Genomic DNA, 21781 nt, shown 5'->3' on the forward strand with positions numbered 1-21781 from the left:
TGAACGGCCGGTCGCGTCACGCGGCCGGCCGTCTCCGTGTCGCCTACGAGCTGATCACCGCCGCCGTGGACGCGGCGACCGCGCCCGCGATGATCGCCGACTGGATCTCCTGGAGCGCCTTCCGTACGGCGACCGCCGCCCAGGAGCCCTCGCTGATCTCCTTGAGCCGGGCCTTCACCAGGCGCCGGTCCAGGTCGGCGAAGATCTTGCGATCCATCTCGGTCGCCGCGACCAGCGAGCAGAGTGCCGCGGTCCGCGGGTCGACCGCGCCACCGTCCAGGATCGCGGCGCGCATCCGCCGGCGGGCGTCGGCCTCCAGCGCCGGTTCCGTGCCGTCGGCGGCGGGGTACCTCGTCCGGGGGAAGACCGCGAGCACGGTGCCGCGCTCGACCCGCAGGACCTCGGCGGCGACCAGGTGACTCAGAACACTTTCGCGGGTACCTTTGGCAAATTTTCCGAGCCAATGTCCGGGTTTGCGATCGTGAGAGTCGCTCCGGATCCGCGCCAGCGCGTCGTCGACCAGGGCGTCGCCGGTGGGCGCCGGATCGATGACGACCACCTTCTTCCCGACCACGTCGATGCGGCCGGACAGGGCCAGTTCCAGCAACAACGCTCCACCGAGCCCGTAGTCGAGCCGGGTGCCGTCGATGATCTTGCGACCCTCGTCGTCGTGCCCGAGGAGTGCGAACTCGTCAAGGAGGCTCATGACTCGACGGTAGGTCCCCCTGTCATCCACAGGGTTAGTACCGAACGGTCCCGGTCCGGCAGAATGAGTCCCGAGGTGAAGCGATCATGGACGGCCTGCTCCTGACCGCGGTGCTCCCGTTGGCGGCCTTCGCGCTGCTCACGGTGGGCAACGCGTTTTTTGTGGCCGCCGAGTTCGGGCTGGTCACCGTCGACCGGGCGGAGATCGACCAGCGCGCCCAGGCCGGCGACCGCCGGGCCCGGACGGTCCGCAACGCGCTGCACGGACTCTCCTTCCAGCTCTCCGGCGCGCAGCTGGGCATCACACTGACCGCGCTGCTCACCGGCCGTCTGGCCGAGCCGGCGCTCTCCGAGCTGATCACACCGGCGATCGAGCCGCTCGCCGGTTCCGCCACCGAGACCGTGACCGACGTGCTGGCCCTGGTGATCGCGACCCTGGTCTCGATGCTCTTCGGTGAGCTGGTGCCGAAGAACGCGGCGCTGGCCCGGCCGATGGGCATCGCGCTGATCACCGCCGCGCCGCTGCGCGGCTTCTCGACCCTGTTCAAGTGGCTGATCGCCGCGCTCAACGGCACGGCGAACTGGCTGGTCCGCCGTCTCGGCATCGAGCCGCAGGAGGAGCTGGCCAGCGCCCGTTCCCCGGAGGAGCTCGGCCTGCTCGCCGCGATCAGCGCCCGAGCCGGCGCGCTGCCGGCCGAGACCGCGACCCTGATGCGCCGGACCATCCGATTCGGTGAGAAGCGCGCCGCCAAGGCGATGACGCCCCGGGTCGACGTGGTCGGGATCAAGACCAGTGCCAGCGTCGCCGATCTGATCACCATCGCCCGGGAGACCGGGCACACCCGCTTTCCGGTGTACGAGGACACCCTGGACGTGGTGACCGGGGTGGCCGGGGTGAACGACGCCCTCGGGGTGCCACCCGAGCGCCGCGCGGCCACCAAGGTCTCCGCCCTGGCCCGGGAGCCGGTCCTGGTACCGGAGAGCCTGAGCCTCGACAGGGTGCTGGCCGCTCTCCGGGCCGCCGACGCCGACCTGGCGATCGTGGTGGACGAGTACGGCGGCACCGACGGCGTGGTCACCGTCGAGGACCTGATCGAGGAGTTGGTCGGCGAGATCGCCGACGAGTACGACACCGACCTCGACGAGACCGGCACCAGCGAGCTGACCGCGCCGGGCGGGGAGAAGACGTTCCTGGTGGACGGGTTGCTCCGCGAGGACGAGGTGACCGAGCAGACCGGGTTCGTGCTGCCCGAGGGGCCGTACGAGACACTCGCCGGTTTTCTGCTCGCCCGTCTCGGTCATATCCCGGTGGTCGGCGAGTCGTTGGAGGAGCACGGGTGGGAGTTCACCGTGATGGAGGTCGACCGGCACCGGATCGAGCAGGTGCGGGTCGTCGCGCCGCCGGAGCCGGCCGATGACTGAGCTCATAGTCACCGTGGTGCTGCTGCTCGGCAACGGGCTCTTCGTCGGCGGCGAGTTCGCGCTGATCGCGTCCCGGCGTACGGCCCTGGAACCGCTCGCCGCGACGTCGCAGGCGGCCCGCTGGGCGCTCTCCGCGATGAGCCAGATCCCGCTGATGATCGCCGGCGCCCAACTCGGCATCACGATCTGCTCGCTGGCCCTCGGTGCGATCGCCGAGCCGGCCCTGGCTCAGCTGCTCGAGGACCCGTTCCACTCGATCGGCCTGCCGACGAACATGATCCATCCGGTCGCGTTCGTGCTGGCCCTGATGGTCGTGGTCTTCCTGCACACGGTGGTCGGCGAGATGGTCCCGAAGAACATCACGCTGGCCGGCCCGGAGCGCTCCGCGCTGATCCTCGGGCCGTTCATGCTGGCCTTCTGCACGCTGACCAAGCCGCTGCTGATCGCGATGCGCTGGGCCTCGCGTACGGTCCTCAAGCTCTGGAAGATCGAGGCCACCGACGCGGTGAAGACCGTCTTCACCGCCGAGGAACTGGCCGGGATGGTCACCCAGGCGCGCAGCGAGGGCCTGCTCGGCTCCGAGCAGTACGCCCGGATCCACGCCGCGCTCGACCTGAGCAGCCGGACCGCCGCCGACACGCTGCTGCCCTGGTCGCGGGTGACGACGGTGGCCGCCGACGTCTCCCCGGCCACCCTGGAGGCGGTGGCCACCCGCAGCGCCCGGTCACGCTTCCCGGTGGTCCAGCGCGACACTCGCCGGGTGCTGGGCTTCGTGCACGTCAAGGACGTTCTGGGGTACGCCGGACCGCAGCGGCGCCTGCCGATCCCCGCCGAGGTGATCAGGCCGCTCGCCGTGGTCGCCCCGGAGCGCAGCCTCGCCGACCTGCTGCTCACCATGCGCCGCGATCGCCTGCACATCGTCCTGGTCAGCGACGGCCGCCGCCCGCTCGGCGTGATCACCCTCGACGACGTCCTGCACGCGGTCGTCGGCGAGCCCGCGCGCCCGTCCGGGACTCAGCCCGCCCGCACCCGCTGATCCCACCCGCACCCGCTGATCCCGCCCGCACCCGCTGATCCCGCCCGCACCCGCTGATCCCGCCCGCATCCGCTGATCCCGGCTCAGGCGCCGATCTCCAGGAAGACGTCGTCGATCTCGCCGGCGTACTGGTCATTGCCCCGGCTGGGCCCCTTGCCGCCGACCCGGAGCGGCTCCGCGTTGGCGATGGAGAGCGTCGGAGGCACCGGCACCGAGGCCCGGACCTCCCCGTCGATCAACACCGCGAGCCGGTTGGTCGTCCGCCGGCACTCCAGGCCGTGCCACTGCCCGTCCGCCACGTCGACCTGCGGCTCGGCCCGATAGATCCGCGCCTCGTTCCCGGCGATGACACAGCTCGGGTGCCCTTCCCGGTGGTCGACCTGCAGCTTGAACTGGCTGACCCCGCCCACCGAGTATCCCTTTTGGAACACGTTGGCCCCGTCGGCGAGATCGGCGTGCGTCATCCGGATCGAGGCCCCGTACCGCAGCGGCCGTCGGCCCGGGTTCAGGCTGTCGTCCCGCTGCCCTTCGAGGATCGCCCGCGGGCACTTCTCGTCCAGGGCCATAATGCACCGGTCCGGGTACGCGACGGCCAGCCCGGCGCCCTCCGGGACCAGCCGCAGCTGCCCGCCGTTCTGCCCCAGCGGCCGCAGCTCGTGCCGTCCGGTCCCGTCCAGAATCGGTCGCCCGACCCCTTCGTCGAAGTCGTACCGCACGACCACGGCCGCACGAGCGACCTTCACTTTCGCCTTCCCCGGCCGGATCGGCGCCGAGAACGCCGCCACATTCCCCAGCACCCCGGGCGACGGCAACGCCGTCAGGTGATACGCCGGCAACGCCTTCCCGGGCGTCTTCAACACCAGAACGCAGCCCAAAAGCATGATCGCCAACAGGACTCCGACAACTCCAGCGCTCCGCCGGGTATAAGGCATGCGCTTATTGTCCGTATTGCAACTCCCACCCCATCTTCGACCCACCGCCCCGAAAAAACACCACTCGTCCGCGCCCTGCCGTAGACGAACCCGGTCCACACCCCCGCGGGCGTCGCGACTTCAGAACACGGACTTGAGCTGACGCAGGCACAGCCACCACACGGGCCGGAGTGAGCCAAGCGCAGCCACCACACGGAACGGGGTATGCGCGTACTCGCCGCAGGGCCGGAGTGTGCGGGCGCAGCCACCGCACGGGCCGGAGTAAGCGGGCGTACTCGCCGCAGGGACAGGGCGAGCGAGCGCAACCATCGCAGGGGGTGAGCGTAACCACCGTAGGGGGCGAGCGCAGCCACCGCAGGGGGTGAGCGCAACCACCGCAACGCGGGGTCTGGGGGCTCGGCCCCCAGGAAAAATGCGAAGAGGCCCGGTTCGCGCTTCCCGCGAACACGGACCTCCGCCTCTGAGCGGGTGACGGGAATCGAACCCGCGCTGTCAGCTTGGGAAGCTGATGTTCTGCCATTGAACTACACCCGCAAGCGGCCCCACTGTACCTGATTATCCGGCTCTGTGGCGCGACCGCCCCGCAGTCAGCTTGCTATCGCCAGGGAACGGGCTGACTGGCGAGGCTCGCGCCACGTCTCGGACTGGGGTGCGAGCAGGGGGCTGACGGCGAGCGGCAGGGCGCCGGTGGGGCCGTGGCGGCGCAGGGTGGCGCGCTCGACGGTCAGCTCGTACAGCTGCCAGTCGACCTCGGTGGAGGCGTGCAGGGCGCCGGCGAGGTGGGCGATGGTGAGCGGGTCGCGGACGCGGTGGGCGCGGCCGGTCAAGTAGGCCTCGTCGTCGTTCTCCTCGGGAGGGTACGAGTGGAGGGCGTAGCGGTCGTCGCGGTCGAGGTCGCGCCGTTTGGGTGAGTCGACGAGGAAGCAGTAGAGGCCGGCGGCGGCGAAGACCGGGGAGACCGGGTGCAGCCGGGGGCCGCCGTCGGGGCGGACCGTCGCGAGGTAGCCCATGCCGGGACCGTACTGCTGGAGGAGCGCTCGGATGCCGGCGGCGAGCGACGGCTCGGCGGCGGAGAAATCGGACCAGGAAGCCATGCGGGTATCTTATCGAACATGTGTTCGAGGGGGCCACTGAACACGCCGGTGCCGTCGATTGATGCAGGCTCGGTATGGTGTTGCGATGCTGCTCTCCGACCGTGACCTGGTCTCCGAGATCAAGTCGGGCGATCTCTCGTTGGAGCCGTTCGAGCCTGCGCTCATGCAGCCGTCCAGCATCGATGTGCGGTTGGACCGGTTCTTCCGAGTGTTCAACAACCACCTCTACACCCACATCGACCCGGCCGAGCAGCAGGACGACCTGACCGCCGAGGTGGAGGTCGAGGACGGTCAGCCGTTCGTGTTGCACCCGGGTGAGTTCGTGCTCGCGTCGACGCTTGAGGTGATCTCGATCGGTCAGCAGCTCGCGGCGCGGCTCGAGGGTAAGAGCAGTCTGGGGCGCCTGGGTCTGCTCACCCACTCGACGGCCGGCTTCATCGACCCGGGCTTCTCCGGGCACGTGACGCTGGAACTCTCGAATGTGGCGAATCTGCCGATCAAGCTCTGGCCGGGGATGAAGATCGGTCAGCTCTGCATCTTCCGGCTCTCCAGCCCGGCCGACCACCCGTACGGATCGGCGGTCTACGGCTCGCGGTACCAGGGCCAGCGTGGCCCGACGGCCAGCCGCTCGGCGCTGAACTTCCGCACGTGGTCGACCCGCTGACGTCCTGGCTTGATCAGACCCGGACACGCGATGCTCGGCAGGGCCGCCGCGTGACGGTGTGGGGAGGTCGGGTGCGCGGTCGGGGCTCGTCGGGGCGTTCCTGGTGGCGCTGAGGCTTGTCTGAGGGCCTTCGCGGGGTGCGCTGGGGTCAGCGGCGGACCTGGAGGCCCCGAGCCGTCGCGGTGTCCAGGATCTCGGTGATCTCGACCGGGCTGAGGCCCCGGGTCGGTATCCGGATCCAGCGGCCGGTGCGCAACCCGAACAGCAATTGCCCGCGCAGGGTCTCAACCCGATCAAAGGCGGTCCACGCGTACGAGTGACGCCCGCTCTCGCTCGACTGCGCGACGCCGCCGTCGCTGATCTCGTACGTGGTGAGCCGCCCGTTGCGCAGGGAGCGCCGCGCGGTGTGGTTGAGGAGCATCATCGGGGCCAGCACGGCCACCAGTGCGCCGGTCACCACGAGCCCCATGGGGAGACGCCCGGTGACCAGCTCGGTGAGCAACGCCACACCGAGCAGCGTCCAGCCGGCAGCGCGGGTGACGAGGATCGGCCCGCGTAGCCGCCGTCGGGTGGCGGCCGCGATCAGCGTGGGGTCGGGAACCGCGGTGACCTGAAGATGCATGTCTGAAAAGTAGCTTTCGTCCGGGGCAAATCGACACCAGCCGGACGGCCGAGGAGCCGGCGGCACTCGGTCAGCCGGCGACGGGCTTTCGGAGAGCCGGCGAGCAGGCGAGAACGCGAGCAGGCGGCGGGCGGGCCGGGCCGTCGCGCCGCCGAGCCGGTCGGGTGGGTCATACGATGGCGGCGTGTATCTGATGATCTCGACGTACCAGAAGCCGTTGGCCGAGGTTGACCTCGTGCGGGAGCAGCATGTCGCGTTCCTCGCGGGGCTGGAGGAGCGCGGACTGTCGGTGACGGCCGGGCGGCAGGACCCGCCGGCCGGCGGCATCGTGCTGCTGGACGTGGACACCGAGGCCGAGGCGCAGGAAGTCATGTCACAGGACCCGTACGTGGTGCAGGGGCTGGCGACGTACGCGGCGACCGGCTGGGTGATCAGCCGCGGCGAGCTGGCGGGATACCAGCGTCGATACTGATCCGAAACCGATACGAAACAGTGTGGACACCGGGCCGGGCGCCCGGTGTCCACACGGCGTTACGGGGCCAGATCGTCGCCGGTCAGCAGGCCGCGGATGCGCAGCTCGGCGGTGACGGCGGGCGGGCACTCGTCGACGATCACGGCGGTGCCGACGTAGCGGTCACCGACCAGCGAGCGCAGGCCGCGTGCCTGGGCGCCGGTCGAGGCCCAGTCGTCCACGATCAGGACCCGGTCGCTCGGAGTGAGCAGGCGGCTGCGTACCCCGAGATGTTGAACGTCGCCTCGATGGTCGGCGGGCACCTCGGCCCAGATCATCGGCTCGGCGATCGGGCGACGGGCGCCGGCCCGGTACGCCTCCACGAAGCCGACCCCGAGGGCCCGTGCCACCAGCGGCCCCAGCAGGAATCCGGTGACCTCCGGCGAGATGACCACGGTGGGGCGCTCGGCGCGGAAGAAGTCCGCGAGGGCCGGGCCGACACCGTCGAGAATCCGCGGATCGCGCCACCAGCCGGAGCGGTCGCTCACCAGATATTCGCTGGGTGGGCCGGGGTCGGTCCAGCGGAACTCGGCGCGCAGCCGGTCACGGAGATCGTCGTTCACCAGGACATCGTGTCACCGGCGCGCCGCCCTTTCTGGACCGACCGAATGACGCCGGAACTGCCGGGTGGTCAGAACCTGGTCAGACAAGGGGTCAAGTTGATGCCGGACGTCACGTCGATCGGGCATGCTGTTCCGCGGAACCATGCCTACCTTCGCGCCGGGCCGCCGCCCGATGAGTCCAGGGAACCGCGCCGGTCTCGGCGCGGCCGTCGCGCTGCTCGCGGTCGTGTCCGCCGTGGAACTGACGGACGGGCCGCACGCACACTACGTCGGACTCCTCGCGGCCGTGCCGTTCGTGGCCGCCGTCTTCGCGATGTGGCAGTTCGTGCTCGGGGCCGGTGTGGTGGCCACCCTGGCCGGTGCGGCCTTCGTGGGCGCCGCCGACTCGGCCGGTACCACCGGTGAGCCGGGGATCACCGGACTGGTCAACCTGCTCGGCATCATGCTGGCGACCGGCATCGCGGCGGGTGGCGCCACCCTCCGTCAGCGGCAGGCCGACCGGATCGCCGAGCTGCTGCGCCTGGCCTCGGTCGCCCAGCAGGCGGTGCTGCGCCCGCTCGGGCCCCAGGTGGGTTCGCTCGCGGTGGCCGGGCGGTACATCTCGGCGACCGCGGCGGCCGACATCGGCGGCGACCTGTACGAGGCGCTGAGCACGCCGTACGGGGTCCGGATCATCATCGGTGACGTCCGGGGCAAGGGTCTGGACGCGGTTCGCCTGGCGAGCATCGTGCTGGGGTCGTACCGGCACGTGGCGTACGAGCGGGCCGACCTCAAGACGATCGTGGCGGACCTGGACCGGGCGGTGGCCCGCAGCGTCGGCGACGAGGACTTCGTGACCGCGGCCCTGGTCGAGGAGCGCGGCGGCACGCTGACCATCGTCAACTGTGGACATCCGGCGCCGCTGCTGTTGCGCCGGGGAAACGTGATCCCGCTGGAGCCGCCGGCCCCCGCGCCCCCGCTCGGGTTCATGCCCGAGGTGAAGGCCCGGGTGGAGCGGCTGGAGCCGGGCGACCGTCTGCTGCTGTTCACCGACGGCCTCGGTGAGGCGCGCCGGGAGGGTGAGTTCTTCCCGACCGCCGACCGCGCGTGGCGCCTGCTGGGCCACGGCACGGTCGGCGACGGGCTGGCGTCCCTGGAGACCGCGCTGGTGGACTGGGTCCGCGGGCGGCTCGAGGACGACATCGCGCTGGTGCTGCTGGAGTACGCCGGTCCCGACGGCGGGGCCACGTTGCCCGTACCGAGTTGGGAGGTCGGCGCCGCCGGAAGCTGACCGGAGAGGTCAGGCGGCGTTCTCGTCCGGCTCGGCCGGGACGGTGGGGGCCGGGGCAGGTACCGGTGGGACCGGCTCGGGCTGCCGGTGCCGGCCGACGTAGCCACGAGGCTGGTTGGCCTGGCGCGGCTCGGGAATCAGGTTCTTGATCGTGGCGAACATCAGCGCCCCCTCGATGCTTGCGGTGAAACGTTCTTCACCGTCTATCCGAAGCAACGAAGTTCTTTGGTATGCGATACGTGGTTCCGGGGTCGAAGACGGCAAATGGCCGAACGGCCATCCTGGTGACTACTGATCGGAGGCCCAGGTCCCCTGAACCGGCGGACACCTCCCCCAGGCGGGTGGGTCGGCCAAAGAACCCTGCCCGGGTTGTCGCTACCTACCGATCAGTAATACAGTGCTAGTTACTGACGGGTAACTCGCGTCCGGAGAGCGGGGCCAACACCAATGACTCACTACAAGAGCAACCTTCGGGACCTCCAGTTCAACCTGTTCGAGGTCTTCGGAGCGGAGAAGTCGTTCGGCCAGGCGCCGTTTGACGAGATCGACGCGGACACCGCACGGGACGTGCTCGCCGAGGTGAACCGGCTGGCACGCGAGGACGTCGCGGCCAGCTACACCGAGGCCGACCGCAATCCGCCCGTGTTCGACCCGGCGACGAACACGGCCCCGCTGCCGGAGTCGTTCAAGAAGTCGTACGAGACGTTCATGGCGTCCGAGTTCTGGCGGCTCGACCTGCCGTCCGGCCTCGGTGGCACCTACGCCCCCCGGCCGCTCTACTGGGCGATCGCCGAGCAGATCCTGGGCGCCAACGCCCCGGTCTGGATGTACTCCTCCGGCCCGTCCTTCGCCCACGTGGTGTGGACCGAGGGCACCGAGGAGCAGAAGGAGTGGGCCAAGCTCTTCGTCGAGAAGCAGTGGGGCTCGACCATGGTGCTGACCGAGCCGGACGCCGGTTCGGACGTCGGCGCCGGCCGCGCCCGGGCGATCCCGCAGCCGGACGGCTCGTGGCACATCGAGGGCGTGAAGCGCTTCATCACCTCGGGTGAGCACGACCTCACCGACAACATCATCCACTACGTCCTCGCCCGCCCGGTGGGTGTCGAGGGCGCCGGCGGACCGGGCACCAAGGGCCTCTCGCTCTTCATCGTGCCGAAGTACCACTTCGACCCGGCGACCGGCGAGCTCGGCGAGCGGAACGGCGCCTACGCCACCAACGTCGAGCACAAGATGGGCCTCAAGGTCTCGAACACCTGCGAGATGACCTTCGGCGAGCACGGCACCCCGGCCAAGGGCTGGCTGCTCGGCGACGTGCACCAGGGCATCCGCCAGATGTTCATGATCATCGAGTACGCCCGGATGATGGTCGGCACCAAGGCGATCGCCACCCTCTCCACCGGCTACCTAAACGCGCTGGAGTACGCGAAGAACCGCGTACAGGGCGCCGACCTGGTACAGAACACCGACAAGGCCGCGCCGCGGGTGACCATCACCCACCACCCGGACGTACGCCGGTCGCTGATGCTGCAGAAGTCGTACGCCGAGGCCCTGCGTGCCCTGGTGATCTACACCGCGACCTGGCAGGACAAGGTCGCGATCGCTGAGGCGGCGGGTGACGCGAAGGCGGCCAAGAAGGCGGCCGGCGTCAACGACTTCCTGCTCCCGCTGGTCAAGGGCGTCGGCTCGGAGCGGGCGTACGAGCTGCTCGGCCACGAGTCGCTGCAGACCTTCGGCGGTTCCGGCTTCCTCCAGGACTACCCGCTGGAGCAGTACGTCCGGGACGCGAAGATCGACACCCTGTACGAGGGCACCACCGCGATCCAGAGCCTCGACCTGATCTTCCGGAAGATCGTCAAGGACAACGGGCGGGCGCTCGGCACGGTGGCCGCCGAGATCCAGGGCTTCGTGGAGAGCGAGGCCGGCAACGGTCAGCTCAAGGAGGAGCGCCTCGGCCTCGGCAAGGCGCTCGGCGAGCTGCAGCAGATCCTCGGTACCACGATGAACTGGCTGGGCGCGGTGCAGAACGGCGAGAGCCGCGAGCTGTACAAGATCGGTCTCACCTCCCGCCGGATCCTGCTCGCCCTCGGCGACGTGGTCCTCGCCTGGCTGCTCCTGCGGCAGGCCGAGGTCGCGCTGGCCGCCCTGGGCAACGAGGGCCTCTCCGACGCGGACAAGAGCTTCTACACCGGCAAGGTCGCGGCGTCCCGCTTCTTCGTCCGCGAGGTGCTGCCCCGGATCGGCGCCGACCGCCGGATCATCGAGAACACCAACCTCGACCTGATGGACCTGGACGAGGACGCGTTCTGAGCCGCTGAGGCTCGTAACAGGCTTTTCCCACTCTCCTGAAAAAGACGGCGGCCGGCGGACAACGATGTCCGCCGGCCTTCGTTGTTCCTGATCGCTGAGAACGGGGTCCATGAACGTCGATACTCCCCCGTATGCTTGAGTCCACTTCCTATATGGACCACGGCGCACGCGGGGGAAACGAATGCGCGTCATATCATCCTGTCTGATAGCAACCCTCCTCGTCGGTCTCGCGGCCTCGCCTGCGGCTGCCGCCTCCGATCCGGTACGCCTGGACGTCGGTCTCGCCGTCGGCGCCGATCCGGCCGCCGTGATCGGCCAACTCGGTGACGGCGTGACGTATGAGCAGGTCGAGGGGCTGAACGCGATCGCCCTCGACGTGCCGGCCGACCGGGCCGACAGCATCCTGAGCACGCTGAAGAGCACCGCCGACGTCCGGTACGCCGAGGCGGGCGCGCTGGTCCGGGCGGACAGCTCGAACACCAGCGCCGCCTTCACCTCGGCGGAGATCCCGGCGGCCCAGGGCTGGACCACCGGGAGCAGCGACGTCGTGGTGGCCGTGGTCGACACCGGCGTCACCGCCAACGTCGACCTGCCCGCGGACCGGCTGACCGACGGGTACGACTTCGTCGACGGGGACGCCGACGCCACCGACCTCAACGGGCACGGCACCGCGATCGCCAACGTGATCGCCGGCGACGGCGAGAACACCACCGGCCCGGGCGGGGTCAGCGAGAAGAGCCGGATCATGCCGGTCCGGGTGCTCACCGACCGCCAGAACCTCTACGCGGAGGGGACCACCGCGGACGTCGCGGCCGGCATCGTCTGGGCGGCCGACCACGGGGCGCGGGTCATCAACGCCTCGTTCAGCACCACGTCGGAGAGCCGGCTGCTCCAGGACGCCGTGGAGCACGCCACCGAGAAGGGCGCCCTGGTCGTCGCCTCGGCCGGTAACACGACCACGACGGCTCACCGGTACCCGGCGGCGTTCCCGAACGTGCTCGCCGTCGGCAACTCGACCAACCAGGCCGGGTCGGGCCAGAACAGCAGCACGGATCACTGGGTCGACGTCACGGCGTACAGCAGCATGGTGGCGCTCGGCAAGGACAACGCGAACGTCCAGGTCGACGGGACCTCCGGTTCGACCGCCCTGGTCTCCGGCATCGCGGCGCTGGGCCTCGCGATCAAGCCGTCGGCGACCGCGGCCGAGTTGAGCACCGCGATCACGGACGGCGCCGACGTGGAGTCGACCCAGCCGTCCTACTACGCGCCGCTGGTCAACGGGGCCCGGGTGCTCGGCCTGCTGGGCGCCGTCGACGAGGTGAAGCCGGTGCTCACCGCCGGTGGCCTCACCGAGGGCGGTCTGTACACCGAGTACGCGTACGGCCAGACGGTGACGCCCACCGTCTCGGACGACCGCGGCGTCGACCGGGTCGAGTACCTGGTCGACGACACGGTGATCGCCGTGGACCGGCGTGCGCCCTGGTCGGTGACGTTGGGGCTGCCGGTCGGCTACAACGGCACCGTGCCGGTGACCACTCGCGTCTACGACTACGCGGGCAACACCGACGAGAGCGTCACGGTGATCGAGGCGGACACCACGGCACCGAGCGGGACAGTCGTCTCCCCGGTGGCGAACGAGATCGTCTTCGGCTTCACGGTCGAGGTACGGGTCTCCTCGCCGGACACCGATCTCGTCTCGGTGACGGCGTACGGCCGATCGCCCTACACCGGTTATCCGTTGACGTGGGATGACACCGCGAAGGTCTGGAAGGGCCCGGTGAACTACTACCGGGCCTCGGGCAAGGGATCTTTCGAGGTCAGTCTGAAGGACAAGGCCGGCCACTCCACCTCGATCTACCGGAGTTTCCGGAACGACGACCAGGCACCGGCGGTCACCGGGGTCATCCCGGACTTCAACGCCAAGGTGCGGGGGACCTTCACCAGCACGGTCACCGGGGTCAGCGACATGAGCCCGGTCAAGGCCGAGCTCTGGGCGAACGGCAAGTACATCGGTTCCGACTCGACGGCGCCGTACTCGCTCACCGTGAAGACCGGAACCTTCAGTGGCGCGATGTCGCTGCAGTGGCGAGTCACCGACAAGTGGGGTCAGTACCGCCAGCTCGTTCCGCGGAACATCACGGTCGACAACAAGGCGCCGACCGTGAGCATCACCTCGGCGCCGAAGAACAAGGCGAAGGTCAAGGGCACCGTCAAGGTCAAGGTGAAGGCCTCCGACGCCAGCGGGATCGCCAAGGTCCAGCTACTGGTCAACGGCAAGGTTGTCGCCACCGACACCACGTCGGCCTACGTGCTCAGCGTCAACACGAAGAAGCAGAAGAAGACGATGAAGGTCCAGGTCCGGGCGTACGACAAGCTCGGCAACGTCAAGTACACGACGACCCGGACCTGGAAGCGTAAGTAGCCGTCAGCCCCGGGCGGTGTGCCGGCGCGTCAGGCGCATCGCCCCGGGCTCGGCGGACGACCACGGGGCCTCGCTGGTGTGTACGGCGAGGCCCGACGTCTTCATCTCGACGGTCGCGCCGTCCCACTGCTCGTCCGGGATCAGCAGAGCGGACACTTCGGACACCGTCGGGTTGTGGCCGACCAGCAGGACCGTACGGGCCGTGTCCGGAACCGCGCGGAGCAGGTCGAAGACCTCGGTCCGCCCGCCGTAGTAGAGCTGATCCTCATAGTGGACCTCCGGGGCGCCGATCGACGCGCCCTGTGCCAGCGCCACCGAGGCCGCCTGCCAGGTCTGCCGGGTACGCCGGGCCGGCGAGCAGAGCACCAGGTCGGGGTGCAGGCGCTCGTCCACCAGCCACGCGCCGGCGGCGTCCGCATCTGATTCGCCCCGCTCAGTGAGGCTTCGGTCGAAGTCTGCCAATTCGCCGGGAGTCTCCGCCTTGGCGTGGCGTAGCAGGATGAGCGTCCGCAAGGTCATTGCACCAGCTTGCCTGATTGGAATTCCGCACGTACGGGTATGGCCTCGGTCGACGCATTCAGCATGGTCGAGCGGTGTCCGCCCGGCCGCGTGGACACCCACCCGAAGGAGGGTCCGATGGGCATCGGCGGAAGCATCTTCCTGCTCGCACTAGGCGCGATTCTGGCGTTCGCCGTGAACGCCGACATCAGCGGCCTCGACATCAGCGTGATCGGCTGGATTCTGATGGCCGCCGGGCTGGTCGGGCTGATCATCACACTCTGGTTCTGGAACAGCCGCCGGCGCACGGTGGTCACCCGGCAGACCGGCACCACCGCCGGCGCGCCGGTCGCCAGTTCGGGTTACACCAGCGAGTACCGCGAGGTCCGGCGCGACGACGTCCCGCCGCCCCCGCCGCCCGCGTACTCCTGACGTACGGCCATCTCTGACACCTGACATGCGGGAAGCGAAACGGCCCGGAGGGAAGAGCTCCGGGCCGTTTTCCTCGTGTGGAATCAGGCGTAGAGCGCGAAGTAGATCGCGATGTGGTGGCAGATCGCGGCGACCAGCGTGCAGGCGTGGAAGAACTCGTGGTGACCGAAGACGGTCGGCCACGGGTTGGGGCGGCGCAGCGCGTAGAAGACCGCCCCGATCGTGTAGATCGCGCCACCGACGAGCAGCAGCACCAGGCAGGTCACGCCCCCGACGTGGATCACGTCCGGGATGATCGCCACGGCGACCCAGCCCAGCGCCACGTAGAGCGGAGCGCCCGCCCATCGGGGCAGGTGCGGCCAGATCATCTTGAGGGCGACGCCGCCGAGCGCGCCGCCCCAGACCAGGCTGAGCATCAGCGTGGCGTGTTTCGCGTCGAGCAGCAGCACGCAGAAGGGCGTGTAGGTGCCGGCGATGAAGATGAAGATCATCGAGTGGTCGGCGCGGCGCATGATCTGATAGCCGCGTTCGCTCCAGACCCGGCGATGGTAGAGCGCGCTGGTGCCGAAGAGCCCGCACACCGTGATGCTGTAGATCAGGCAGCTGAAGAACGGCCCCCATCCGGGGCGGCTCAGCGCGATCGAGCAGAGCACGATGCCGCAGACCGCGGCGACGAAGAAGGCGTACTGATGCAACCGGCCGCGTAGTCGCGGCTTGCCGAGGTCGGTCGGCTTCATCCGGAACGGGGCAGAGGTCGTCACGGGATCTAGGTTACGGCACCGTAGGTTACTAATGGGTAGTGATGCTGGGTACGGCAGACCATAACGGGTGATCTTTTGCGGCAGATCACCCCATAACCGGCAGCCATCCGGTGACCGGCGTAATCCGCGACCTGACCGCGTCGGCGCTGGCAGAGATGGGTACTACGGTACGTTTCCGTGACCTCGATTGACCTCAACGCCGACCTGGGCGAGGGCTTCGGCTCCTGGCGGCTCGGCGACGACGATGCTCTGCTCGACGTGGTGTCGTCGGCGAACGTGGCCTGCGGCTTCCACGCCGGCGATCCGTCCACCATGCACCGGGTGTGCCGGAAGGCGGTGGAGAAGGGCGTCGCGATCGGGGCCCAGGTCGGATACCGCGACCTCGCCGGGTTCGGGCGCCGCCGGATCGACTACGACCTCGACGAACTCCGCGACGACATCCTGTACCAGATCGGCGCGCTGGAGGCGTTCTGCCGGACGGCGGGCGACCGGGTCCGGTACGTGAAGCCGCATGGCGCGCTCTACAACACCGCGGCGGTGGACGAGGGGCAGGCCTCGGCGGTGGTCGCGGCGGTTCTCGCGTACGACCCGAGCCTGCCGGTGCTCTGCCAGCCCGGATCCGTGCTGGCCACCCGGGCGGAGGCGGGCGGGCTCACGGTGGTGGGCGAGGGTTTCGCCGACCGGGGCTACCAGCGGGACGGCCGGCTGATCCCGCGGACCTCGCCGGGCGCGCTGGTGGACGCGCCCGGCGAGGTGGTGGACCGTGCGGTGCGGATGGCCGTCGCGGCCGAGGTGGTCGCCGACGACGGATCGGTCATCCCGTGCCGGGTCCGGTCGGTCTGCGTGCACGGTGACACGCCCGGCGCGGTCGAGCTGGCCCGGCGGGTCCGGGAGGGGCTGGAGTTCGCCCTGCTGGAGGTCGGTGCCTTCAGCTCGCGTCAAGCCCCCTGAGGATCAGCGGCAGGCGGTCCGGGGCGTCCGGGTCGATCACGATCGGGACGCCCCAGTCCTGCCGGGTCAGGTGGCAGGCACCGAACTCGGCATCGACGTCGCAGGTGGCCGCCTGGGCGACGACCTGCAGCACGCCCTTCGGTACGTCCGGGTTGAGCACCAGGCGCCGGGAGAGCTCGGTGGTGGTGCCCTCGCCCTCCACCAGCAGCTCGGCCGGGGACGCCGAGACGGTCAGCCGCAGCGGCGAGCCGAACTGGCTGTCCAGCTTCTGGCCGGGCGCGGGCGTGAAGATCACATCGAGGGTGACCTCGCCGGGCGCCAGGGGGGACGGCGGCCGTTCGGTCCGGTGCCGCTCCCCGGCGACGGTCTTCACCACGCCGGGGGCGAGCCGGGTCAGCCGGTGTGCGGCCGACTCGACGACGATCACGTCCCCGCCCTCGGTGACCAGGATGTCGCTCGGCTCAGCGAGACCGGAGTCCACCGTGGAGACCTCGTTCGCCGCCGGGTCGAAGCGGCGGACCGCCCCGTTGTAGGTGTCCGCGACCAGCACCGAGCCGTCGGCCAGCGAGGCCACCCCGAGCGGGTGCTGGAACAGGGCCGAGGCCGCCGGGCCGTCCACGTGGCCGAAGTCGAAGAGACCCTGGCCGGCCGCAGTGTGCATGACGCCGTCCTCGACAAAGCGCAGGGCGGAGGTCTCGCTGTCGGCGATCCACAGGCGATTTCGCGTACGGTCCACGGCAAGCCCGGACGGCTGGGCCATCCAGACGTCCGGGATCGGGCCGTCCCGCAGCGACTCGACCGTGGTGCCGGCGTAGACACCCACGGTCCGCTTGATCGGGTCGAACCACCAGAGCTGGTGGATGCCGGCCATCGCGACGATCACCCGGTCGTCGAACCAGGCCAGGTCCCACGGGGAGGAGAGGTCGGCGGCGAGCGCGTCGTGGGCGTGGTCGTCCACCGTGGAGCGCCACGGCCGCCCCGAGCCCGCGACCAGGGAGATCTCGCCGGTGGCCAGGGTGATCGCGCGGAGCTGGTGGTTGACCGTGTCGGCGACGACCACGTCGTAGCCGGCCACCTCGGCGACCGCGGGCGGCAGCAGCACCAGGCCCTGCGGCTCGTCGAACGGCCGCTTCCGGTCGCCGCCGAAGCGCCGGACCGGGGTCTCGCCGTCGGCGGTCAGCTCGACCACCGAGTGCCGGGCCGAGTCGGAGACCAGCAGGTTGCCGCCGGGCAGCTCGATCGCCTTGCCGGGGAAGCGGAGCAGCCCGTCCGGGGCGGGCGGAGGAACATACGGCCCGTCGCCGCGGTGCAGGGTGCCGTCCGCCTCGTGCTTGGCGACCAGCTCGTCGATCAGGCGGGCCAGGCCCTCGGCGTGACCCTCACCGGCCATCGAGGCGACCAGGTAGCCGGTCGGGTCGACCACGGCCAGGGTGGGCCAGGCCTTCGCGGCGTACTGCTGCCAGAGGTGCATGTCGCCGTCGTCGACGACCGGGTGGTGCACGCCGTACCGCTCGACGGCGGCGGCCAGGGCCTTCGGGTCGCGCTCGTGCTCGAACTTCGGGGAGTGCACGCCGATCACCACGATCGCGTCGCCGTACTTCTCCTCCAGCGGCCGCAGCTCGTCCAGGACGTGCAGGCAGTTGATGCAGCAGAAGGTCCAGAAGTCCAGGATCAGGATCTTGCCCCGGAGATCGGCCAGGGTGAGGTCCTTACCGCCGGTGTTGAGCCAGCCGCGTCCCTTGAGTTCGGGCGCACGAACGCGAGAATTCATGCGCCCATGGTGCCTCAACGGCCCGGCCCCCGACGTGCGGGACCGGGCCGTTGTGGGCGAAAACCTAGCTGTTGGGCTTCAGGCAGAGCACCTTGTCGCCGTTCACGATGTACGGCTGGGAGGCGTCGCTGCACTGGTCCTTCGTGTCGACCACCTGGGTCACCTGGTACGACCCGGCGTCCGAGCAGGTGGCCTCGACCGCCTTGTCGCCGGAGCGCTTCACGCAGTCGCCCTGGGCCGCGTCGAAGCTGCCGCTGCCACCGGCGATCAGGTAGACCAGACCGAAGATGATCGCGAGGAACGCGGCGCAACCGAGGACCACGATGAGCGCGACCGGGAGGGTCCGGACGTGCGGTTTCGCCGGTGCGGCGGCCTTCTCGGCGGCCTTGAACTCGTCGAACGCCTTCTGGTCCTCCGGGCTCGGCCAGCTCGTGGTGTCCTCAGGGGTGGGCGGGGTGACCGTGGAGTGCACACCCGGGTAGCCCTGCTGCATCGCGGTCGCGTCCATGCCCGGCATCGGCGGCAGGGCCGGGGCCGGTACGTACGACGGGTTGCCCCGGCCGGAGACGTCCGTGGTGAGCTCGTCGTAGAGGCCCGGCGCGGCACCACCCTGAGCGGACTGCGCGGGGCTGGTGAAGTCGCCCCACGCGGGCCCGTTGCCGTTGCCGTTGCCGTTGCCACCGAACGACTCACCGAGGGGCGGCGGGAACCCGCCGTTGCCGCCGGCCGGGGGCGGGAAGCCGTTGCCGCCGAAGGAGTCACCGGTCGGCGGCGGGAAGCCACCGTTGCCCTCACCGAACGGCGAGCCCGAGGCGGGCGCGCCGGGGAACGGCGACTCGACCTGGGCCGCGCCGCCGTACGTCGAGGTGGGCGGCGGGAAGGGCGTCTCGCCGGGAGCCGACCCGCCGAACGGCGAGGTGGGCGCCGCGCCGCTGAACGGCGACGTGGGCGCCGAACCGCCGAACGAGGAGGTCGGTGGCGGGAACGGCGGCTCGCTCGCGGCCGGCGGGGCGGCCGCGAAGGGCGAGTCGGACGGCGACGCCGACCCGAAGGGCGAGTCGGACGGCGCGGGCGACCCGAACGGCGAGTCGGACGGCGCGGGCGACCCGAACGGCGAGTCGGACGGCGCGGGCGACCCGAACGGCGAATCGGACGGCGCGGGCGACCCGAACGGCGAATCGGACGGCGCGGGCGACCCGAACGGTGAGTCCGACGGGGACGCCGATCCGTACGGCGAGTCCGGGGACGCCGGGGCGAACGGGGACTCGGCGGAGGGCGAACCCGGGAACGGGACCGCGGCCGCGGCACCCGGGAAGGGCGCGGCGGCGGCCGAACCGGGGAACGGTGCGGCCGGCGAACCGGGCGGCGTGCCCGGTTCCGGCGGGCTGACCCGGGCGCTCGCCGAGGCGCGGGCGGTGGCCCGGGCCGGTGACTGCGGCGCGGCGCCGGGCGTCTCGCCCTCGTCGTTGCGCGGGGCGAACGGGTTGTCGTCGTTCCGGCCCGGGAACGGGTTCTCCTCGTTCCGAGCGAACGGGTTCTCCTCGCTGCGCTGCGGCGGAGGGAAGCCGAAACCGCGGTCGTTGTTCTCCTCGCCGAGGCCGGGGAACTGGTTGGCACCCGGCGTGCGCTGCGGGAACGGGTTACCCCCCGAGTGCTCCGCGGAGCCCGGGAACGGGTTACCGCCCGAGTGCTCCGTGGAGCCCGGGAACGGGTTGCCGCCCGAGTGCTCGGCGGAGCCCGGGAACGGGTTGCCGCCGGAGGTCTCCGGAGCGGCCGGTGCCTCGTCGGCGGGCTCCGGGGAGCTCTCCTCGACGGGGGCGGGGCGGCCGTACACCCGGGCCTGCGGTGCGGCGGCGGGCGGGGGCAGCTCGCCGTCCTGCGGGCTGCTGACCCGGACACCCGGGACCGAGGCGCTGCCGGTGACCGGACGGGCCGAGCCGCGCGGAGCCGGGACCGAGCCGGGCGCCGGGGCCGAACCCGAGGTGGGCGCCGGAGCGGGCGCCGAGATCGGCGTGGCCGAACCGGCGTTGCCGAACGGCGAACCCGAGGCCGAGCCGGTGCTGCCGAACGGCGAACCCGAGGCCGGACCGGTGCTGCCGAACGACGAACCCGGAGCCGAACCGGAGGTCGGCGCGGGCGACGGCACCGCGACGCCGGCGGACGCGACGGACGGGGGCGCGGAGACGCCGGCCGAGGCCGATGCCGTGGGCGACTGGATCGAGCCGCCCGAGTTCAGTGCGGCGCCGGGCACCCGCTGCGGGAAGCCGCTCGCCGTCACCGGCGGCAGCTCGGGCTCGGGGACCGGGCCGGGCGCGGGCGCGGTGTAGCCGCTCGACGCGCGGATCGGCAGGTCGAGGCTGGGCGCCGAGCCGGTGCCGGTGTCGCCGTCCCCGGTGGGTGTGGCGCCGGTGGGCGTACGCAGCGGGAACCCGCCGCTCTCCCCACGCCGGGTCGGGAACGTGGTCGACTGCGGGGCCTCGGGTGCGGCCGGCGGGACCGCGGCGGACGCGGCCGGACGGGCCGAGTTGCCGAGCCAGCTGTTCTCGGCCGGGCCGATCGGGAAGCCGGGGCGCTCGTGGGCGCCACTCGACTGCTCCGGGGCGTCCGGCAGGTCGCCGAGGGTGGCGCCGGGCACCCGGGGGCGCTGGTCGCCGAAGGCGGAGAAGCTGGACCGGCCACCGGTGAGCTCCTGACCGGCGGCGGAGGCACCCGGGGTCCGGGTGGGCAGGCTGCCGCCGGACATCGGGAACTGGCCGGGGTCGGCGGACGGCGCCGGGGACGCGAACGGGGCCGCTGACTCCGGGGCCGGAGCGGCGGACGGCGCGAACGGGCTCGGCGCCTCCGGGGCGGCGGGCGCCGGGGCGGCGGCCGACGCGTACGGGTGCGGCGCGTCGAGAGCCGACGACGGCGTGGCCGGTGCGCCGGGCACGGCGGCCGACGCGCGGCCGGGCGGCGTGAAGCCACTCGGGCCGAACGGCGACGAGGGACCGGCATCCCCGGACGCGGAGTCGGGCTGGGTGAACGAAACGCTCGGCGTTCCGTAGGACGTTCCGGACGAGGCCGTCGATCCGTACGAGGTACCGGACGAGGGCGCCGAACCGTACGACGTCCCGGACGACGGCGTGGCCGAGCCGAACGACGAACCCGCTGCCGCGCCTGCGGTGCCGAACGAGGAACCCGCTGCCGAACCGGCGGTGCCGAAGGAGTCGGGCGTCTCAGCTGCCGGCGATGCGGCCGGCGATGCGGCCGACGAGGCGGACGCGGACGAGGCCGACCCGGCGGCGGGGGCCGGAGCCCAGGCCGAGGGGGGCGGCGTCGTGCCGGACTGCTCGACGGCGTCGAACGGCGAGGCCGGACGGAACGGCGACGCGGAGCCGGCGACCGAGGCCGAGCCGTACTGCGTGGCGGGCTGACCGTACGGCGACGCGGTCCCGGGGGACACGGTTCCGTACGGCGACGCGGCGGGCTCCTCGGCGCCGGGTGCGGGGACCCGGGCGGAACCGTACGACGTGCCGGTCTGGGTGGAGCCGGAACCGAAGGTGGAGACGGCGGGAACGACGAACGGCGAGCCACCGTCTGGCGCGGAGGCCGGGGGTGGCCCGTACGACGTGGGGAAACCCTCCGTCGGCGGTGGGGCCGATGCGCGGCCCGAGACTCGCTGAGCGTCGGAGTCGGGCGGGAAACCGCCCGACGTTGGTCCGCCCGACGTGGCCTCGGCCGGCTGACCGGCGTGCTGCCCCTCGGACGTCATACGCGCCTCCTCATCGATGCGGCCGTGCCAGCTTTGCACGGACGCGACTCCGTCGGCGACCATCCGCCA

The 21781-nt window shown here is 71.2% G+C and carries 19 protein-coding genes, 1 tRNA gene and 1 pseudogene; 10 read left to right on the top strand and 11 right to left on the bottom strand.

The genetic code is table 11. The annotated features are described in order from the left end of the window. Window positions 1-43: 43 nt before the first annotated feature. On the bottom strand, window positions 44-706 hold the full coding sequence (locus AB0M08_RS02025) for a GPP34 family phosphoprotein (protein ID WP_364486844.1): 663 nt from the start codon (window positions 704-706) through the stop codon (window positions 44-46). Window positions 707-792: 86 nt separating this feature from the next. Here AB0M08_RS02025 and AB0M08_RS02030 point away from each other — a divergent pair, with 86 nt between their 5' ends. Together AB0M08_RS02030 and AB0M08_RS02035 are read left to right on the top strand one after the other, a co-directional pair. After that, complete coding sequence (locus tag AB0M08_RS02030; protein WP_364486847.1) at window positions 793-2127, top strand: hemolysin family protein; 1335 nt, start codon at window positions 793-795, stop codon at window positions 2125-2127. Then, entirely contained in the window at window positions 2120-3163 is a 1044-nt protein-coding gene (locus AB0M08_RS02035) for a hemolysin family protein (RefSeq protein ID WP_364486850.1), read from the top strand. The genes AB0M08_RS02030 and AB0M08_RS02035 overlap by 8 nt, the downstream gene beginning before the upstream one ends. Window positions 3164-3246: 83 nt before the next feature. Here the strand turns inward: AB0M08_RS02035 and AB0M08_RS02040 are convergent, their stop codons facing one another. The 3 genes from AB0M08_RS02040 to AB0M08_RS02050 all read right to left on the bottom strand — a co-directional run bounded on the left by AB0M08_RS02040 (window position 3247) and on the right by AB0M08_RS02050 (window position 5189). Continuing rightward, a complete protein-coding gene (locus tag AB0M08_RS02040) occupies window positions 3247-4023 on the bottom strand; it encodes a LamG-like jellyroll fold domain-containing protein (protein ID WP_364486853.1) in 777 nt (258 codons plus the stop codon). Between the two features lie 535 nt (window positions 4024-4558). Then, window positions 4559-4629, bottom strand: a tRNA-Gly gene (locus AB0M08_RS02045). A gap of 53 nt (window positions 4630-4682) precedes the next feature. Further along, window positions 4683-5189 carry a pyridoxamine 5'-phosphate oxidase family protein gene (locus AB0M08_RS02050; protein ID WP_364486856.1) on the bottom strand — a complete coding sequence of 169 codons (507 nt, stop codon included), beginning with the start codon at window positions 5187-5189 and terminating at the stop codon, window positions 4683-4685. A gap of 85 nt (window positions 5190-5274) precedes the next feature. Here AB0M08_RS02050 and dcd point away from each other — a divergent pair, with 85 nt between their 5' ends. Then, window positions 5275-5853, top strand: coding sequence for a dCTP deaminase (gene dcd / locus AB0M08_RS02055; protein WP_364486859.1), 579 nt, complete (start codon window positions 5275-5277; stop codon window positions 5851-5853). Window positions 5854-6001: 148 nt separating this feature from the next. Here dcd and AB0M08_RS02060 read toward each other — a convergent pair whose 3' ends face one another. Further along, the gene (locus AB0M08_RS02060; protein ID WP_364486862.1) at window positions 6002-6475 is read right to left on the bottom strand and encodes a YcxB family protein; all 474 of its coding nucleotides are present in this window, start codon (window positions 6473-6475) and stop codon (window positions 6002-6004) included. A gap of 193 nt (window positions 6476-6668) precedes the next feature. Here AB0M08_RS02060 and AB0M08_RS02065 point away from each other — a divergent pair, with 193 nt between their 5' ends. Next, window positions 6669-6947, top strand: coding sequence for a YciI family protein (locus AB0M08_RS02065; RefSeq protein WP_364487141.1), 279 nt, complete (start codon window positions 6669-6671; stop codon window positions 6945-6947). A 59-nt stretch (window positions 6948-7006) separates the two neighbouring features. Here AB0M08_RS02065 and AB0M08_RS02070 read toward each other — a convergent pair whose 3' ends face one another. Further along, entirely contained in the window at window positions 7007-7549 is a 543-nt protein-coding gene (locus AB0M08_RS02070; protein ID WP_364486865.1) for a phosphoribosyltransferase, read from the bottom strand. Between the two features lie 124 nt (window positions 7550-7673). Between AB0M08_RS02070 and AB0M08_RS02075 the strand changes: the two genes are divergently transcribed. Next, window positions 7674-8819: a PP2C family protein-serine/threonine phosphatase gene (locus tag AB0M08_RS02075; protein WP_364486868.1), complete on the top strand. Its 1146-nt coding sequence runs from the start codon at window positions 7674-7676 to the stop codon at window positions 8817-8819. 9 nt (window positions 8820-8828) lie between these two features. On the opposite strand, the gene AB0M08_RS02080 is transcribed toward AB0M08_RS02075, so the two are convergent. Next, window positions 8829-8981, bottom strand: a complete 153-nt coding sequence (locus tag AB0M08_RS02080) for a hypothetical protein (RefSeq protein ID WP_364486871.1) — start codon at window positions 8979-8981, stop codon at window positions 8829-8831. Window positions 8982-9266: 285 nt separating this feature from the next. Between AB0M08_RS02080 and AB0M08_RS02085 the strand changes: the two genes are divergently transcribed. Next, entirely contained in the window at window positions 9267-11126 is a 1860-nt protein-coding gene (locus tag AB0M08_RS02085; RefSeq protein WP_364486874.1) for an acyl-CoA dehydrogenase, read from the top strand. A 181-nt stretch (window positions 11127-11307) separates the two neighbouring features. After that, window positions 11308-13548, top strand: a complete 2241-nt coding sequence (locus AB0M08_RS02090; protein ID WP_364486877.1) for a S8 family serine peptidase — start codon at window positions 11308-11310, stop codon at window positions 13546-13548. A gap of 3 nt (window positions 13549-13551) precedes the next feature. Here the strand turns inward: AB0M08_RS02090 and AB0M08_RS02095 are convergent, their stop codons facing one another. Further along, on the bottom strand, window positions 13552-14067 hold the full coding sequence (locus tag AB0M08_RS02095) for a histidine phosphatase family protein (RefSeq protein WP_364486880.1): 516 nt from the start codon (window positions 14065-14067) through the stop codon (window positions 13552-13554). Between the two features lie 117 nt (window positions 14068-14184). On the opposite strand from AB0M08_RS02095, the gene AB0M08_RS02100 reads away from it, so the two are divergent. Beyond that, a complete protein-coding gene (locus tag AB0M08_RS02100; RefSeq protein ID WP_364486883.1) occupies window positions 14185-14478 on the top strand; it encodes a DUF6458 family protein in 294 nt (97 codons plus the stop codon). 83 nt (window positions 14479-14561) lie between these two features. On the opposite strand, the gene AB0M08_RS02105 is transcribed toward AB0M08_RS02100, so the two are convergent. After that, complete coding sequence (locus AB0M08_RS02105) at window positions 14562-15239, bottom strand: hemolysin III family protein (protein WP_364486886.1); 678 nt, start codon at window positions 15237-15239, stop codon at window positions 14562-14564. A 74-nt stretch (window positions 15240-15313) separates the two neighbouring features. Here AB0M08_RS02105 and AB0M08_RS02110 point away from each other — a divergent pair. Next, a pseudogene (locus AB0M08_RS02110) lies at window positions 15314-15430 on the top strand (allophanate hydrolase subunit 2 family protein); the annotation flags it as partial. Further along, window positions 15426-16190: a 5-oxoprolinase subunit PxpA gene (locus tag AB0M08_RS02115; protein ID WP_364487144.1), complete on the top strand. Its 765-nt coding sequence runs from the start codon at window positions 15426-15428 to the stop codon at window positions 16188-16190. The pseudogene AB0M08_RS02110 and the gene AB0M08_RS02115, both read left to right, overlap by 5 nt. Here AB0M08_RS02115 and AB0M08_RS02120 read toward each other — a convergent pair. Further along, the gene (locus AB0M08_RS02120) at window positions 16168-17961 is read right to left on the bottom strand and encodes an NHL domain-containing thioredoxin family protein (protein ID WP_364486889.1); all 1794 of its coding nucleotides are present in this window, start codon (window positions 17959-17961) and stop codon (window positions 16168-16170) included. The genes AB0M08_RS02115 and AB0M08_RS02120 overlap by 23 nt on opposite strands. Before the next feature lie 64 nt (window positions 17962-18025). Next, a complete protein-coding gene (locus AB0M08_RS02125; protein WP_364486892.1) occupies window positions 18026-21712 on the bottom strand; it encodes a hypothetical protein in 3687 nt (1228 codons plus the stop codon). Between the last annotated feature and the right edge of the window lie 69 nt (window positions 21713-21781).

The sequence above is a fragment of the Actinoplanes sp. NPDC051851 genome (assembly GCF_040681165.1).
GTDB lineage: Bacteria > Actinomycetota > Actinomycetes > Mycobacteriales > Micromonosporaceae > Actinoplanes.